Raw genomic sequence first — 15,603 nt, forward strand, 5'->3', positions numbered from 1 at the left:
TGTCAACTATCCACAGGATAAAGTTCTCCCGGGAAGGGAAGAAGAGAGGCTCCCTTGAACTCCTGTAGAGGGTGACATAGAATGGGGATATAGAAATAGAAGAGCTTTGGTTGTTGCTTTCTGGTGAAATAGGGTGTTGCCACATATCCAATATGTTATTTCTTTGACGATAACGGAGGATGAGAAAGATGAAAAGAAACAAGAGCATCAGAGTCTTTCTGGGGATTCTTCTGACTGCCTTTCTGCTGATTCCGAGCGGACTGTCCATTAAAGCGGAGGACCTTTCAGAGCCTTCCGAAGAGACACCCACAGCGGCTGTGCTGGAAGAAGCATCCGTAGAAGAAGCGCCAGTGGTGGAAGAAGAGAAGGAAATGCTGCCAGTGGAGGAAACAGAACCTGCAGCAGAACTGCCACAAGAAGAGATGGAAGAACAACTGCCTGAAGAAGTGGTGAAAGAAGAGGAAACGTTGCCTCCTGTAGAGGCTCAAGAACCACCACCTCCTTCAGAGGAAAAGGAGCAAGTGGAGCTGCCTATTGAGGAGGTTCCAGTAGAAGAGAGTAAGGAGGATCTTCCTGAGGAGAAGACGCCTGCACCCGTATTAGAGAAGACCCTGGATCTTTCCACCTATCATGGGGATCTGGGTGCCCTGAACTTTATGCAGTACATGGAATGGATGAAGTATTTCTGTATGGGGCTGGACCTGCCTGACGATGGTTCACATCCCCTGGGGTTTCTTTCAGGCATCGTAGAACTTCTAGGTATCGATCCTTTGGAGATGCTGAATGAGAACCTTAAAATGCTGACCATTAAAAAACACTGGTATGACGGGGAGGACCCATTAAGACCACATTATGTCGTTGCAACGCTTCTTGCCAACGGAGAAACCGCTGCATACCTGCCTTTACTAAAAGGAACAGGCTATGAGCTTCAGCTGTATCTGCCCAGTAAAGATCAGGATGGAAATGCCATCACCTATACGGTGGAGGAAGAAGTGCCCCACGGATACATCGGTATTGTAGAGAAGGACGGAAACACGTTCCATCTCCATAACCACAAAGCCATGATGCTTTCTGTGGAGAAAATCTGGATGGAGGATGTGGAGGAAATCAGACCAGCATCCATCACCTATGAAGTGCTGGCAAATGGCGCTGTTTATGGTGAAGAAAGGATGCTGTCAGAAGAAGAGAACTGGAAAGAAGCATTTCTTGTCCCTCAATATGATGAAGAGGGAGAGATCAGTTACTCGCTGAAAGAAGAGCCCTTGGAAGGCTATGTCACCACCTATGAAGAAGGTATGCCTGTGGAAGCTGCAAGGACCATGGAAGGAGAAGAAGACTGCGAGCACTATAAGACCCTTTCCATGAAGATCGTGAATACCTTCACCAATGAGAAAGAGATTACCGTCAAGAAGGTCTGGGTGGATGAGTCTCTGGAAATGAGACCAGAGACCCTGGAGATCATGCTTCATCAGGATGGAGAGCACTATGAGACCCTGACCATGGCAGGACCAGATTGGGAAGAGAAGAGAACCGTTCCTGTGTATGACATGGAGACCTTTAAAAAGCATCTGTATGAGGTCATGGAAGAGGAAGTGCCTGAAGGCTATGAAGCTTCCGTAGAAGGCCTGACGGTCACGAACAAATGGATCGGCATCATCGAGTATGTCACCATCTCCGGTGAGAAAACCTGGATGGATGATGGAGAAGACAGGCCAGAATCTATTACGGTGCATCTCATGGATGGCGATAGGACGGTGGACACCAAAACCGTGAAAGAGGTGGAAGGCAGCTGGACCTACAGCTTCAAAGCACCGAAGTATGACAGCGAGGAGAATCCCATCAGCTACACGGTGAAAGAGGAACCTGTTCCTGGATATGAGACCCTTCAGGGCGAAGGATATGATCTCATCAACAGAAGAGCAGAACTTATCAACATCTCTGGGGAAAAGACCTGGGATGACTTAAGAGGAAGACCGGCCTCCATTACAGTAGCGCTCTACCGTGGTGAGGAGAAGATCGAGGAGAAGACTGTCTCGGAGAACGAAGAAGACAAATGGCTCTACACCTTTGAGGATGTGCCTGGGTTTGATGACATGGGCATGCCATACAGCTACAGCGTGAAAGAGAACTATCTCATGGGCTATGATGTGGAATACAGCGGTTACAACATCAAGAACATTCAGCAGAGAGCTACCCTCAGGATCCTGAAGGTCAATGACATCAATCAGCCCCTCTCCGGAGCCGTTTTTGAAGTGCGCACTTCACAAGGGGAGGTCCTTGGGACCCTGACTACGGGTGAAGACGGTACTGCCACCATGGTGCTGCCTCTTGGCATTTACAGAGTGGTGGAGACCAAAGCACCTACAGGCTATGAGCTGGGCAATATCAACCGCATGGTGATTCTCTTCAACAAGAATCAGACAGTCACCACTGAAATTGTCAACGAGTTCGGGGAGATTGAGGATGTGGATCCTCTGCCACTGCCTGAGGATGATGACACCGACAGTCTTCCACAGACAGGAGAAGCCTCCAGCAGCGCATTCTATGTGCTGGGACTGTTCAGCCTCATGGTGGGCAGCCAGGCGTTGAGACGGAAGAAAGAAAGATAAGGAAAATCAGAAGTGAGAACCGCTCACTTCTGTAAATATCATGAGCTACAAAGAGAAAGAGCCTCCAGTTGTTGGAGGCTCTTTCCGTTGTGGTTTTAGGACAGCCGAAGACCAGGGTTTTTCAGAAGTCTTGCAGCAAGGCTTGCGCCGAAGAAGGACCAGAGAAGATCCATGGGGAGAAACACCAGTGCGCCAAACTTTATGGCTGCCCCAAGTGGCAGTCTGCTGCCGCCAGAAAGGAGATGGGACAGAAGATAAAGATGGGTGACACCCATGGTGTAGATCACCATGACCCCAAGGACGGAAAAGAGAAACAGATGGAAAAGGTCTTTTTTCCTGGTCAGGTCCCGGAGGCTGCCGACTATGAAGGCTGCGGCGATGAAGCCCATGAGGTAGCCAAAGGTAGGGGTAAGAACGTATCCGATGCCACCTCCACCAGTGAAGATGGGAAGACCCATAAGACCCAGAAGCACATAGAGTCCCTGAGATATGGCCGCTTTTTTTCCTAGTAAAAGTGCGGACAGCAGCACAAACACCGTCTGCAGGGATACAGGAACCGCACCGAGGGGAATCTTGATGAATGCGCCCACGGCGGTGAGTACGGTGAAGAGGGGGAGAAGGGTCAGTTCTTTTGTGGTGAGGAATGGTTGTCTGGTCTTTGTGATCATGTTTGGTCTCCTTTTCTGATGCTGATTTCTCCGGAGTGGAGGGTGAGAAGGGAGCCTTCTGACTCCACCAGAAGATGTCCTTCAGCCGTGAGGTCTTTCAGGATTCCCATTCGTGGCTTCTTTTCGTAGAGGAAGGTGATTTCTTCACCCAGATACAGCAGATGCTTTTTATAAGAGGCGAGAAGAGCGTCTGGATTTTCTTTCGTTAGAAGTAGATTCTTCTCCAGGTGGGAAAGCACGCTTTTTGCCACTTCCTGCCTCACATAGGTGCGTCCTGTCTCCATGAAGAGAGAGGTGGCGATGTCTTCCAGCTCCCTTGGAAAACTTCCGGTGTTGACATTGATGCCTATACCAAGAATGAGGCTGGAGAGGGTTCCGGTTTCCATTTCCAGGGTGCCTTCTGTTAAGATGCCAGCGAGTTTTTTTCCCTCATAATAAATATCGTTGACCCATTTGATGGAGAGAGAAAGCCCGGACACTTCTGAAAGGGCATCCCGTACGGAAAGAGCACAGGCAATGGTGGCGTAGGCTGGATTGTATTGGAGAAGATCTTCGATCTTCAGAAGTGAGAAATACAGTCCACCGGGATCTTCCGAAAAGAAGCTTCTTCCCAGACGCCCCCGTCCCTTGGTCTGCTTCTTTGCAAAGACCAGAGTGTTGTTTTTCTTTCCGTCGCTTTCTTTCAGGTAGGTGTTGGTGGATGGAACTTCTTCCAAAACTTCCACGTGATAAGATGGCTGTGCTCCCAAAGCCTGCGTCAGACCGCCCACGGATAAGACATCACTCTGCTTCAAGAGGGTGTAGCCTTTGTTCTTTATCGATTCAATATGGTGTCCTTCTTCTTTTAACAGCTGTATGGCTTTCCACACAGCATTTCGGGATACACCCAGTGCATCCTTCAGATCGTTTCCTGGCAGAATCTCTCCACGGTTTTCCTCCAGCAGTTTCAGCAGCTCTTCTTTCACCATCACGTTCACCTCATTTTGTTTTTTTACAGTTCTCAGTATAGTGGGAAGTATTCTTTGTGTCAACCGATAAAGTATAAATGGTTGACTCAAAAACAGTGAAAGAACAGAAATTCTTCAAAAGGAGAGACCAGGTGGCCTGTTGACAGAAAAGGGGATATTTGCTAATATACCCCTATAGGGTATTTAAGAAAGGAGAATTGAAACATGAAAAAGGTAACTGTATATACCACACCCACCTGCAGATGGTGCCACAGAGTGAAGGCCTATCTCACAGAGAAGGGCGTTTCTTTTGAAGAGAAAGATGTGTCCAGAGACCGGGAAGCGGCCATGGAGATGATTAAGAAAACAAATCAGATGGGCGTTCCAGTGCTGGATATTGGCGGAGAAATGATTGTAGGCTTTGACAAAGAACGGATCAATTATTTTTTGGGCGTATAAGTCTGATACAAAACCTTCTGAGGACTCAGGAGGTTTACTTTTTTTTCTCGTACATACTCTCTGGAAATCAATGGGAAATGGGGCTTTTTAGGTGAAATGAAGGAGCAAGGGGCTTGACAGGAGCGTCTTATCTGTAGTATTCTATCTTTGGTAATTTTTTAACAAATCCCGGTGAACCCTGCGCTTTCCCTTGACGCCAGCAGGACGGTTTTCTTTTTTATAGAGGAGACGGTGCGGTGGCCATAGAAAGCTGTGAGTCAGTAGCAATGGTTTTTGCTAAATCATTCCATATAAATAAGGCTTCCTTGCTGGGATCGGTGGATCCGCAGTGAGGAAGCCTTATTTTGTTTGATCCATTTCATTTTATGGTAAGGAGAGGGGCAAGAAGCAGGAGAAGCTATAGGACCACACGTAAAACAAACTCTCCATCTTTTGCAAGAAACTGGCAGTTGCCTCGGAGCTTTTCTGTCACATGGCGGATGCTTCTCGTGCCAAGACCATGGCCTTCCACCGCAGTACTGGGCATGCCATCTTCCAGTTCCACGGGATTGATGTACGGGTTCTTGATAGAGAGCAGAAGCTTCTCTTCTTTCATTTTGAGGCTTAAGGAAATCTGGCGCTCTTCCAGAGGCAGAGCGGATACTGCGTGGATGGCATTTTCCAGTCCGTTGGAGAGGATGGAAGTGAAGTCCACATCAGAAAAAGGGAGCTTTTCCGGAAGCTCGATGGTGTGCTTGAACTGGATGCTCTCTTCCCTGATTTTGGATTCATAGGAGGAAAGGATCATATTGACAATCTCATTTTCACAGAACTTCATCCGGGCGGTCTTATCGGACAAAGCCATGACTTCTTTTATGTACTCCTTGGCTTTTTCGGGTTCCTCTTGATCAATGAAGGAAGAGATGCTTGTGAGAAAATGTCTCATGTCATGGCGAAGAAGGGCCACCGCATATTCAGAGCGCTTCATGGATTCGATCTCTTTCTCGAACTGGTCTCTTTTCATATGCATCAGGTGGGTATGGTGTTCTGCTTCTATTTTTTCTTCATACTCTTTGAAGTAGACCAGGCTGAAGATGAGATAGGCTACGCAGAGTACAAAGGGCATGAACTCCAGAATCACAAGAGATCCGCTGTAGAGGAGATCAGTATAGACCGTGGCGGTATAATCAAAGAGGTAGTAGGATACAGGAAGAATGCTAAAGATGACGATGGTCTTCCTGGATTTTGTCAAGATGACGGACAGAGTTTCTGCAAAGTACCGGATGATGATGAGCCCGAGGAGCAGTGTGGCTATGGTGCGGAACCCGTACTCCACATAAAGCTCTCCTGATAAAGCATAGGTCAGAATACCCAGCCATTTACTCAGCTGGCAGCATAGATAGGCTGAAGTGATGGCGTAGATGCTGTGCAGAACGTTCTTTTTATAATAGAAGACAAAAAAGAGCAGGTTCGGCAGATGGGTGTGAAAAGGGTAGACTCTTTGGGCGCTTCGGAGCCCTCCATCAAAATAGAACAGAAGCTGTACCACGTTGATGCCAAGGCATAGAAGGGAGAGGATCAGAATGTTCTTTTTTGTGAAGGGGATGCTGAGAATGGCTGCGGAGACAAAGATGCCAAAGACAAGCAGAGAGCTGGAGTTCAGCATTCCTAGGATAAATTCTAACAATTCATATCCACCATCCTTCACTGGTCCTGAAACATCAGGGTAAAATAGGTATCCTGAAAGGGCTTCCCGTACCCTCTTGCAATGGGAATCTGTCGTCCGGATTTTGTGCTGAGCTCCACACTGCTGAAATGCTGGACGTTTTTGAGATTCACCAGATAACTCCTGTGGCACTTAAAGAAGCCTTTGCTGTCCGGAAGTTCTCTTTCAAAAGTATGAAGAGGCTGAAGCACCTCCAGACATTCAGAGTTTGAGAGGTAGAAAAGAACCCGCTTGTTCTGGGCTTCCAGGTACTCAATGTCATGGAGATAGATTCTACGGTATCCCCCTGGGGTTTTCAAAGTGAGGCTGTCGGGCTCTTTATAAAGAAGAGCCATACATTCTTCAAGGACCTGCTGCATCTTATCGTAGGACAGAGGCTTTATGAGGTAATCCAGTGCCCGCACGGAATAAGAACTGAGGGCAAACTCTGGAGAAGAGGTGAGAAAGATGATCTTCACAGATTTATCCAGAAGCCTGAGCTCTTTGGCGGTGTCCATGCCGCTGAGAAGAGGCATCACAATATCCAGGAAAATAATATCGTAGCGTGAGATTCTGTGTTTTGCCAGAAGAGCATCTCCGTGGTCAAAACAGTCCAGTTCCATGGGGATGCTGGCAGTGCGGGACCATTCTCTCAGGAGCTTTTCCGTGGTTTCCAAGTAGACTGTTTCATCATCACATAGAGCGATTTTAAGCATCGGAGGCTCTCCTTTTTTTAGAATTGATGAAATCTTAACACATGTAGGCGCCTTTTTCAATTGCTGCAGAGGATGTGCAGAGGCATTGGAAAGAAAAAACCGTGAAAATCAGCTTGTGATTATAGTGAGAAGCGTCATAGACAAAGATGTTTTCGCCTCTGATGCAGTTCGCGCCGTTTTTGATGCATTTCACGAAGTGGCGATTTTTAGAAGAGGTTTCTATTTTAAAATAATAACAGGAAGATGTATAGGAGTCGCTGCCTGTATATCATCTTTAAAACAAACCGAAACAAGGAGAGAATCATCGGATGAGTAGGCAGACAATAAAGAGAGCATTTTTAAGTGCAAGTCTTGGGGCGGTTTTCTGTTTGATTCTTCTTCTGTCAGGGCTTTTCAAGGAGCCGGTTTTTTCCTGGAGTTTTCCTTCTGAATCTGAAGTGTCAGAAAGTCAGAGGAAGGAAGCAGAGATGGCACCTACAAAAATTCCTGTGGAGCATGCCTCATCTTTTGAAGACGCCACCATAGCCCACAGCATCTTGCTCTGGACTACTGGAAACAGCGGTGTGAAATCCTGGGTCTTGCTGGTTTTTTTGTTTTTGCGAACCTGATCCTTCTTTACCGGGATGACAAGAGGCAGAGGAATCGAAAGAAGAAGAAAATGCAGCAAAGATTTTCATAAACTCAGATTCAGTTTCAGAAAAATATAAATCAAGCGTGATAAATTGCCGGAAGGCTTTTTCTGAAATCGGATAAATCAAACCACGTCCGTTTGTCCTACCGGTCTGGCTGATTTTGGACACCGAGAAGGGGTCCTCTTTCAGTGCTGATGCAGAGAATTCATGTGAAGCAAGTAAGGAAACGCCTCCTGCCGGAGATGCTGCACATTCGTGCAATTGTGCAAGCAATCTGGAAGAAGCTTTAGGATCAGGGAAACCTTGTGTAAAGTCTTCGGTCAGGCGTCAGTGATGTACTGCAGAGGAACTTGAAAGCAGCCAGAGTAAGACAGATGGATCCAGTAGAGTGCACAGGGATTCATCCCTGTAAATCATAGCCCATGAAGCCCTTCTGAGGAATCGGAAGGGCTTCATGTTTTTTGTGGGTTTTGTCATGACCTATTCATGCGAAGAGAAGGCAAGGTATGCCGGTTTATGACAGATTCTGTGAATGTTTGTACAGTTATGCAGGAAACGTGCATAAAAAACTGTATATGCAATTTTAGTGGTGGGTGATGCCATCGGTGAACCTCGGTATTTTCAGATAATTCCCTAGTATCTATGAGATTTGTTTATGAAAACGCTTAAAGATTTAGATATTCCCAATAAATTGCCATTATTGTTTGTAATGAATGAAAATTCACGTAAATGTATATTTATGAAATTTACTGTGCTATAATCAAAACTGTTCAATCAAAACGTGATGGAAATGAAAGGAAGTATGAAATATGAAAAAAGCAAAATATGTAGCACTGGCACTTTCTCTATTACTGGTAACAGGCGTCCTGGCTGGATGCGGAGATAAAAGCACAGGAGAAGGTGAGCAGACTGTTCTTAAAATCGGTACCGATCCGACTTATCCTCCTTTTGAGTTCACCAATGACAAGAATGAGCTCATCGGATTTGACATTGATCTGGCCAATGCCCTTGGCGAGAAACTGGGGATGGAAGTGGAATTTGTTCCAACAGCCTTTGATGGCATTTTCACCGGCATGAACTCAGGCGCTTATGATGTCATCATGGCTGCTGTGAGCATGACCCCTAAGAGACTGGAGACCATGCTGTTCAGCAAGCCTTACCTTGCCAATGGACAGGTCATCTTGAACAGAAAAGAAGATGCGGTTCTTTCTTCTCTGGAAGAGCTGAAGGACCTGAATGTGGGTGTTCAGCTGGGCACCACTGCCGATACTGCTACAGCGAAGTATGCAGAAGAAGTGGGCTTTGAAGTGACCAAGTACGACGAGATCATTCAGACCTTCTCCGCCATGAAAGCGGGACATGTGGATGCCATTGCTGTGGATTATGCCGTTGCCATCGAGTATGTGGCCAATGAGCCTGAAAGCTACCAGATTTCTCCAGTGATGCTGACCAATGAGCCCATCGCTGTGGCCATCAAGAAGGACAACACCGAGCTTCAGGAGAAGATCAATGCTGCACTTCTGGAGCTAAAGGAAGAAGGAAAACTGAAAGAGCTTTCTGAGAAGTGGATGGGTGGAGATTACACCTCCAACATCGATGAAGAGCTCAATGTTGTAGAATAAGTTTATAGATTGGAAGGAGACTTAGTACATTGCTTACACAAGAACAGGTCCTTGGTATAGTAGAAGGGACACAGAGAACCCTCCTCATTGCAGGAGTTTCGGTCCTCTTTGGGATTCTTCTGGGCATTGTCATCGCGCTTTTCAAAATTTCCAGGAGCAAGGCTTTAAACGGCCTTGCCTGGTTTTATGTCTGGATTTTTAGAGGAACGCCGATGCTCATGCAGCTTTTTGTTTTTTATTATGCACTGCCGCTGTTCACTTATGATGTCTTTGGCGTCAGTTTGAGAATCCCTGCACTTTTGGCAGCCTTCATCGCTTTCTCTTTAAATTCTGCGGCTTATCTTTCTGAGATTTTCCGAGGGGCCATCCAGAGCATCGACAAGGGGCAGATGGAAGCGGCGAAGGCTCTGGGCATGTCCTATTATCAGGCCATGTTCAAGATCATCATTCCCCAGAGCTACAGAAGACTCATTCCGCCTCTTGGCAATGAGCTCATCACTTTGGTGAAGGACACCTCTCTTGTGGCGTCCATTTCTTTATTTGATCTTCTACGGACCGTACAGGTCATGAACAACTCATCAGGAGAATGGGTGTACTTCATCTATGCCGGTGTCATCTATCTTTTCGTGACCTCCATCATCCAGCTGGTCTTTGACAAGCTGGAGAAGAAGTACTCGGTCTATGAATAGGGGAGGAAAGGAAGCGCTATGATTAAACTAAAAAATGTACATAAGTCTTTCGGGGACCTGGAGGTTTTGAAGGGCATCAATCTGACGGTGGAAGAAGGAGAAGTGGTTTGCATCATCGGTCCTTCCGGATCCGGCAAAAGCACCATGCTCCGCTGCATGAACCAGCTGGAGACCATCACATCCGGGAAGGTGTTCATCGGATTCAATCTCATCAGCCATATGGAGGAAGGGGAGGATCTTCTGAAGCTTTCCGAAAAAGAAGCGTCAAAGCTTCGCACAAACCTTGGTATGGTGTTCCAGAGGTTCAATCTTTTCCCGCACCTCACGGTGCTTCAGAACCTCACCATCGCTCCCGCTCTTGTAAAAGGTCTTTCGGAGAAAGATCTGGTGAGGAAGGCGGAAGACCTTCTTAGAAGTGTCGGTCTCTATGAGAAGAAGGATGAGTATCCCAATAAGCTCTCAGGCGGTCAGCAGCAGAGAGTGGCCATCGCCAGAGCTCTGGCCATGGATCCCACCATCATGCTCTTTGATGAGCCCACTTCCGCTTTAGATCCTGAACTTGTGGGAGAAGTGCTGGAAGTTATGAAGAAGCTGGCAGAAGGGGGCATGACCATGGTGGTGGTCACCCACGAAATGGGCTTTGCCAGAGAAGTGGCATCCAGAGTCATCTTCATGGATGAAGGCCAGATTGTGGAAGAAGGCACACCAGAGGAGATTTTTGACCATCCGAAGATGGACAGAACCAAAGCGTTCCTCAATAAAGTGTTATAAAGCATTACAGTAGAAGAAGCGGATGTTTCCAAAGTGATTTTGGAAGAATTCCGCTTCTTTTTTTCTTTCCGTTCAGGCTGAATCTGTTATAGTAAAAATAAGAATGTATTAGAATAACGAAAAAATTGGGAGGCAAATATGAAAGTAACAGTGCTGGGAAACAGTTCTACCACCGTCACGCCGGGAGGAGCCTGCTCTTCGTATCTTCTGGAATCCGATGGAAAGAAAATACTCCTTGATGCAGGAAATGGAAGTCTATTCAACTTGAAGAAGATCCTTTCTTTGGAAGAGGTTGATATCATTGTTCTCACTCACCACCATTTTGACCATATATCTGATCTTTTTCTCTTCCGGTATGAAAGAGAAGCTCTAAAGTATATGGGGCAAGAGATAAAGCCCATTCCCTTATACACCCCAAAGATGGAGCCTTGGCTATTGGAGAAGCTGGAAAAAAATCATCTTTTTGAGTTATATTTTGTGGAGAGTGAAAAGACAGTGGAGATTTTTGGCATGAAGGTTTCTTTCATTCCTGTGGAACATCTCATTGAGACCTATGCCCTTCGGGTTGAGAAAGATGGGAAAGTCTTCACCTATTCTGCTGATACAGGCATGTGTGAGGGGATCTTGAAAGCTGCAGAGGATGCGGATCTATTTCTATGTGAGGCTACTTATGTAAGCAAGGAGCCCTACCGGATGAAGCATCATCTCCATGGGAAAGAAGCGGGGGAGATTGCAAAGACTTCTCGTGTGAAGAAGCTGCTTCTGACCCATCTGCCGGAGAAGGAAGTGGATATTCTTCTTTCGGAAGCAAAGGAGATCCATGAGGATACGGAGATTTCAGAGATTCTAAAAAGTTATGAAGTCTAATGTAAGTATTCATAAAAGAGCATAAGAATACCCTGGCAAAAAGAAAGATGTTCTCTTTGCCAGGGTATAGTCTAATCCACTTTATATTCTGAGGTTTCTTTCTCGTCTGATTCCTCTTTGGCTTTTTCTTCAAGAAGCTTGGCTTCCTCTTCCCGCCTCTTTTTCTCTTCTTCCAGAGATTCCAGCGTGAGGTTTTTTTCTGCCATTTCTTTTTTTAAAGCGTCAAACTTCTCTTCGATGTCTTCCTTGGTGATGATGGACAGGAAGGACATTTTCAGTCTCAGGGCACGCTTCAGGGCATCATGGGCACCCAGATAGTCTCCTTTTTTCTGGAGAATCTGCCCATAGTAGTAATGGGCTTCTGGGAACTTGATGTAGTCGATGGCCTTTTCATAGAGGGCTTCCGCCTTCTCCAGGTCTCCCAGGAAGAAGTAGGACTGGGCGAGGTTGTCTGTGATGACATAGTCGTCCTTATTGTACTCATAGGCTTCTTTATTGAAGGACAGGGCTTTTTCGTAGTCCCCTGACGCGATGTAGAGGTAACCGAGGATCTCATACATGATGGAGTTTTTATAGTCCTCTTTGATCCCTTCTACAATGTCAATGGCCTTAGGGAGATTTCCTTTTTTCCACTCGAGTATGGCCATGTTGAGAATGTTGTTGTAGCGGAACCTGGGGTCTCTCATCTTGGAGTTCTCCGCTTCTACCAGATACTTTTCTGCTTCTGTGAGGTTTCCTTCCCGAAGAAGGATGTAACCAAAGCTGGACTTGATATAGGGCTTGGCAAAAGGATGCTTCACGGCTTTCTTAAAATAGGTCATGGCCATATCGGTGTTTCCGGCGTTATAGGCTCTACTTCCTTTGGTGGCCTGAAGGGTCGGGAAGTTTCTATACACCGTAAAGAGAAGATACGCGCCAATGAGCAGATTTGCCGGCGTGGAGTATCCGCTGTAAATCAGGATAAATATTCCTGCAATGGCCAGGAGATCTAAAATGGGGAGATTTCTTGTTTTCATCGTCATTTCCTCAACTTCAATTTACTTTCTTTTCTTTAAAATCATAACATGAATCGGACTATATTTGAACAGGGAAGCTTTATAGAAGATTATTACACAATAGGGTTATAGAAAGCTTAATTTCTTTCAAGATACCTGTGCTATAGTGAAAAGAAGAACGTCTATTGAAGTGTAAGGATAAAATTCAAGTGATAGGGGGGACGGTTTTGGAAGACAAGAGAATCATCGATCTGTTTTTCAGAAGATCAGAAGAGGCCATTAAAGAGCTGACGCTAAAATACTCTGCTCATCTGAGATGGATCGGCAGGAACATCCTCAATGATGCGAGGGAGACGGAAGAATGTGAAAATGACACCTATCTCAAAACCTGGAACAGTATTCCACCGGAAAGGCCTGAGTTTCTCAAAGCCTATGTGAGCAGGATCATGAGAAATCTGGCCCTCGACCGGTACCGGAAAAGCAGGGCACTAAAAAGAAATGTGGAGTTGGATGTGCTTCACAGTGAGCTTCTGGAGACTATTCCAGACAGTAAAGGGGATTTTAAAGCCGAAGACCAGGAGATCCTACAAGCAATCCATACGTTTCTTGGAAGTCTTGATGAAAATCTGCGAACGCTCTTTGTAAGGCGGTACTTCTATGGGGAAAGCGTTAAAAGTCTTTCAGTAAAAATGGGGATCAAAGAAAGCGCTGCGGCTACGAAGCTCTGGCGCTTAAGATCTCAGCTGAAAGAAACGCTTGAGAGGGAGGAGGTTTTCTTATGAGAAAAGAAGACAGACTGATGGATCTTCTGGGACAATTGGATGATTCGTTTCTGGTAGATCTTGATGATGAAGTTTCTACTGTATTGAAAGAAAAGAGGAAAAAAACTGTTGGAGAGGCGATTTGGTTTCAAGGAGCTTCACTTGCAGCGGCGGCTGTGCTGACGCTCATCATAGCAAGGACTTCCCTTTTGCCTGAAGTGAAAGTACCACCCTTTGATTCCACCCTTCCGATCCTCCATATGGACTATGAGCGTTTATTTGCTGGAGGCTGGGGCTATGAAGGACTCATGGGAAAGAACATTGAGGAAATCCACTATGATGCGCCTTGGGAAAGTGGAGACTTTGATACCCTTCCAGTGTTTCAAAATGCCATGGGAAGTAAGAGTGAAGCCTATACCATGGAGGAGAAGCTGTTGAGGATGAAAAAGGCGCTGCTCTCCGCAGGGGAGAGAGTGGGGTTGGTGATACAAGAAGAGGAGATTCTTGTGGAATGGATCCAAGAGGATTATCCCATAGCCTCTTATGAATCAGAAGAACATACCATTAGTGTGGATCCGGATCTTAGTGCTACCATTCAGTTCAAAACGCCGGTGATGATTCCGAATGATCTGAGAAGCAAGGAGAAACCTGTAGAAGAGCAAGGTTCTCACACGGTGTACCCTACATTGAAAGAACATTTTAAGCTTTCCCAGTATTTTGTGGAGAATTTTGAAAATCTTCTTCAGATGAAAAGCCCTGTCACTTCGGTAGAGGGGGGAGACCGGAACATTTATGGCAAGAGACACCATCAAATCTTCTATTATGAAGATCATGAGAACCCACAAGGAAAATTTCTAAATTATTCCTTTAGAAGAACCTATCTCTACGAATCCAATATGAGTGAGATGATTCTCATGAGGATTTTCAGCACTGATCTCACCAAGAAAGTGGGAGAGTACCCCATCATATCTGAAAGAGAAGCTAGAGATCTCCTTGTTCAAGGAAAATATGTGACTTCTGTACCAGAAACTTTTCCCGGCCGAAAGTATATCAGGCGGGTGGAGCTTGTCTACCGCACGGGGTATGATGAGGAATTCTTCATGCCATATTACAGAATCCTGGTGGAAGTGCCTGCACTGAAATATGAAGGGATGAATACCTATGGGGCCTACTACGTGCCTGCTGTTAGATCGGAGTACCTTTCAGGGCTCCCGACCTATGACGGTTCCTTCAACTGAGTGGAAAGATGCTTTAGATTCTATAATTTGACATATATATCTTTAAGAGCGGAGTAAGGTTTAAGACCATGCTCCGCTTTTGAAGAGCTTTCGTGGACAAATCTTTTCTCACTGGGTACAATGGAAGAGTCCAGTTTCTTCTTTTCACCGATAAATAAAGCACATCCTAGTGGATAGAAAGGTGAGAAGTGAAGAAAAGTATGAGATGGGAAAGGTGGAAAATAGATGATAGAAGCAGTGTTTTTTGATCTGGATGGCACAGTGGCCAATACCAATGAACTGATTTACCAGTCCTTCAAGAGGATGTTTACGGATAAGATGAAGATGCAGGTGGAGGATGCGGAGATCTATAGCCTCTTTGGAGAGCCTCTCACCACAAGTCTTCTGAAATATCAGGAGGACATCACAGACATCATGGACTACTATAGAGCCTATAATGCAGAGCATCACGATGCCATGATCACTTCTTTTGTAGGGGTGGAGGAAGCGCTGAAAGCGCTGAAAGAAAATGGATTGAAGCTCGGTATTGTCACCTCTAAAAGAGAGCGTATGGCAAGAAGAAGCCTCAGCTGTCTGGGACTTCTGGATTATTTTGATGTCATTGTCACACCAGAATATACAGAAAAGCATAAGCCAGAGCCGGATCCCTTATGGAAAGCCTGTGAGCTTGCCGGGGGCATCGACCCGAAAAATACCCTCATGGTGGGGGATGCCACCTATGACATTCTATGTGGAAACGCCGCAGGCGCCACCACCGTTGCAGTATCTTACAGCGTCATCGCACCAGAAGTGCTGAAAGGGGCAAATCCACATTATACCGTGGATGATCTGCGGGAGCTTCTTCAGATCATTGAAGAGAAAAACCGCGAAGTACGATCATTCTAAAAGTGAAGAGAATATAGAACATAAAAACACCTCGGGTCCCTTAGGGAAATCCGAGGTGTT

General features: G+C 45.9%; 16 protein-coding genes. 10 read left to right on the top strand and 6 right to left on the bottom strand.

Annotated features, from left to right (window positions below):
• Positions 1-188: 188 nt before the first annotated feature.
• Complete coding sequence (locus BM243_RS05740) at positions 189-2,609, top strand: Cna B-type domain-containing protein (RefSeq protein ID WP_074911275.1); 2,421 nt, start codon at positions 189-191, stop codon at positions 2,607-2,609.
• A 95-nt stretch (positions 2,610-2,704) separates the two neighbouring features.
• Here the strand turns inward: BM243_RS05740 and BM243_RS05745 are convergent, their stop codons facing one another.
• Together BM243_RS05745 and BM243_RS05750 are read right to left on the bottom strand one after the other, a co-directional pair.
• Positions 2,705-3,277 carry a biotin transporter BioY gene (locus BM243_RS05745; protein WP_074911277.1) on the bottom strand — a complete coding sequence of 191 codons (573 nt, stop codon included), beginning with the start codon at positions 3,275-3,277 and terminating at the stop codon, positions 2,705-2,707.
• The gene (locus BM243_RS05750; protein WP_074911279.1) at positions 3,274-4,245 is read right to left on the bottom strand and encodes a biotin--[acetyl-CoA-carboxylase] ligase; all 972 of its coding nucleotides are present in this window, start codon (positions 4,243-4,245) and stop codon (positions 3,274-3,276) included. The genes BM243_RS05745 and BM243_RS05750 overlap by 4 nt, the downstream gene beginning before the upstream one ends.
• A 204-nt stretch (positions 4,246-4,449) precedes the next feature.
• Between BM243_RS05750 and BM243_RS05755 the strand changes: the two genes are divergently transcribed.
• The gene (locus BM243_RS05755; RefSeq protein ID WP_074911281.1) at positions 4,450-4,683 is read left to right on the top strand and encodes a glutaredoxin family protein; all 234 of its coding nucleotides are present in this window, start codon (positions 4,450-4,452) and stop codon (positions 4,681-4,683) included.
• 397 nt (positions 4,684-5,080) lie between these two features.
• Here the strand turns inward: BM243_RS05755 and BM243_RS05760 are convergent, their stop codons facing one another.
• Both BM243_RS05760 and BM243_RS05765 read right to left on the bottom strand, forming a co-directional pair.
• A complete protein-coding gene (locus tag BM243_RS05760; RefSeq protein ID WP_074911283.1) occupies positions 5,081-6,349 on the bottom strand; it encodes a sensor histidine kinase in 1,269 nt (422 codons plus the stop codon).
• 17 nt (positions 6,350-6,366) lie between these two features.
• A complete protein-coding gene (locus BM243_RS05765) occupies positions 6,367-7,083 on the bottom strand; it encodes a LytR/AlgR family response regulator transcription factor (protein ID WP_074911285.1) in 717 nt (238 codons plus the stop codon).
• Positions 7,084-7,168: 85 nt separating this feature from the next.
• On the opposite strand from BM243_RS05765, the gene BM243_RS05770 reads away from it, so the two are divergent.
• Entirely contained in the window at positions 7,169-7,399 is a 231-nt protein-coding gene (locus BM243_RS05770) for a hypothetical protein (RefSeq protein WP_074911287.1), read from the top strand.
• A gap of 184 nt (positions 7,400-7,583) precedes the next feature.
• Here BM243_RS05770 and BM243_RS15115 read toward each other — a convergent pair whose 3' ends face one another.
• Complete coding sequence (locus BM243_RS15115; RefSeq protein ID WP_143093544.1) at positions 7,584-7,883, bottom strand: hypothetical protein; 300 nt, start codon at positions 7,881-7,883, stop codon at positions 7,584-7,586.
• Positions 7,884-8,524: 641 nt separating this feature from the next.
• Between BM243_RS15115 and BM243_RS05780 the strand changes: the two genes are divergently transcribed.
• From BM243_RS05780 to BM243_RS05795, 4 genes are all read left to right on the top strand, one after another.
• Positions 8,525-9,337, top strand: a complete 813-nt coding sequence (locus BM243_RS05780; protein WP_074911292.1) for an ABC transporter substrate-binding protein — start codon at positions 8,525-8,527, stop codon at positions 9,335-9,337.
• A 29-nt stretch (positions 9,338-9,366) separates the two neighbouring features.
• Positions 9,367-10,026 (top strand): amino acid ABC transporter permease, encoded by a 660-nt coding sequence (locus BM243_RS05785; protein WP_074911294.1) that lies wholly within the window; start codon positions 9,367-9,369, stop codon positions 10,024-10,026.
• A gap of 18 nt (positions 10,027-10,044) precedes the next feature.
• Entirely contained in the window at positions 10,045-10,797 is a 753-nt protein-coding gene (locus BM243_RS05790) for an amino acid ABC transporter ATP-binding protein (RefSeq protein WP_074911296.1), read from the top strand.
• Positions 10,798-10,935: 138 nt separating this feature from the next.
• Complete coding sequence (locus tag BM243_RS05795; protein WP_074911298.1) at positions 10,936-11,664, top strand: MBL fold metallo-hydrolase; 729 nt, start codon at positions 10,936-10,938, stop codon at positions 11,662-11,664.
• A gap of 71 nt (positions 11,665-11,735) precedes the next feature.
• Here the strand turns inward: BM243_RS05795 and BM243_RS05800 are convergent, their stop codons facing one another.
• The gene (locus tag BM243_RS05800; RefSeq protein ID WP_074911299.1) at positions 11,736-12,680 is read right to left on the bottom strand and encodes a tetratricopeptide repeat protein; all 945 of its coding nucleotides are present in this window, start codon (positions 12,678-12,680) and stop codon (positions 11,736-11,738) included.
• Positions 12,681-12,886: 206 nt separating this feature from the next.
• Between BM243_RS05800 and BM243_RS05805 the strand changes: the two genes are divergently transcribed.
• The 3 genes from BM243_RS05805 (at position 12,887) to ppaX (ending at position 15,543) form a co-directional block, all read left to right on the top strand.
• On the top strand, positions 12,887-13,441 hold the full coding sequence (locus tag BM243_RS05805; protein WP_074911301.1) for an RNA polymerase sigma factor: 555 nt from the start codon (positions 12,887-12,889) through the stop codon (positions 13,439-13,441).
• Positions 13,438-14,658 carry a hypothetical protein gene (locus BM243_RS05810; RefSeq protein WP_074911303.1) on the top strand — a complete coding sequence of 407 codons (1,221 nt, stop codon included), beginning with the start codon at positions 13,438-13,440 and terminating at the stop codon, positions 14,656-14,658. The genes BM243_RS05805 and BM243_RS05810 overlap by 4 nt, the downstream gene beginning before the upstream one ends.
• A 225-nt stretch (positions 14,659-14,883) precedes the next feature.
• Positions 14,884-15,543 carry a pyrophosphatase PpaX gene (gene ppaX, locus BM243_RS05815; RefSeq protein ID WP_074911305.1) on the top strand — a complete coding sequence of 220 codons (660 nt, stop codon included), beginning with the start codon at positions 14,884-14,886 and terminating at the stop codon, positions 15,541-15,543.
• Positions 15,544-15,603 lie beyond the last annotated feature (60 nt).

The sequence above is a fragment of the Proteiniclasticum ruminis genome (assembly GCF_900115135.1).
Lineage (GTDB): Bacteria > Bacillota > Clostridia > Clostridiales > Clostridiaceae > Proteiniclasticum > Proteiniclasticum ruminis_A.

Excerpts from the sequence above, each read along its gene's own strand:
- BM243_RS05740 (WP_074911275.1), top strand. The coding sequence starts at position 189 with ATGAAAAGAAACAAGAGCATCAGAGTCTTTCTGGGGATTCTTCTGACT.
- BM243_RS05745 (WP_074911277.1), bottom strand. The coding sequence starts at position 3,277 with ATGATCACAAAGACCAGACAACCATTCCTCACCACAAAAGAACTGACC.
- BM243_RS05750 (WP_074911279.1), bottom strand. The coding sequence starts at position 4,245 with ATGGTGAAAGAAGAGCTGCTGAAACTGCTGGAGGAAAACCGTGGAGAG.
- BM243_RS05755 (WP_074911281.1), top strand. The coding sequence starts at position 4,450 with ATGAAAAAGGTAACTGTATATACCACACCCACCTGCAGATGGTGCCAC.
- BM243_RS05765 (WP_074911285.1), bottom strand. The coding sequence starts at position 7,083 with ATGCTTAAAATCGCTCTATGTGATGATGAAACAGTCTACTTGGAAACC.
- BM243_RS05780 (WP_074911292.1), top strand. The coding sequence starts at position 8,525 with ATGAAAAAAGCAAAATATGTAGCACTGGCACTTTCTCTATTACTGGTA.
- BM243_RS05790 (WP_074911296.1), top strand. The coding sequence starts at position 10,045 with ATGATTAAACTAAAAAATGTACATAAGTCTTTCGGGGACCTGGAGGTT.
- BM243_RS05795 (WP_074911298.1), top strand. The coding sequence starts at position 10,936 with ATGAAAGTAACAGTGCTGGGAAACAGTTCTACCACCGTCACGCCGGGA.
- BM243_RS05800 (WP_074911299.1), bottom strand. The coding sequence starts at position 12,680 with ATGAAAACAAGAAATCTCCCCATTTTAGATCTCCTGGCCATTGCAGGA.
- BM243_RS05810 (WP_074911303.1), top strand. The coding sequence starts at position 13,438 with ATGAGAAAAGAAGACAGACTGATGGATCTTCTGGGACAATTGGATGAT.
- ppaX (WP_074911305.1), top strand. The coding sequence starts at position 14,884 with ATGATAGAAGCAGTGTTTTTTGATCTGGATGGCACAGTGGCCAATACC.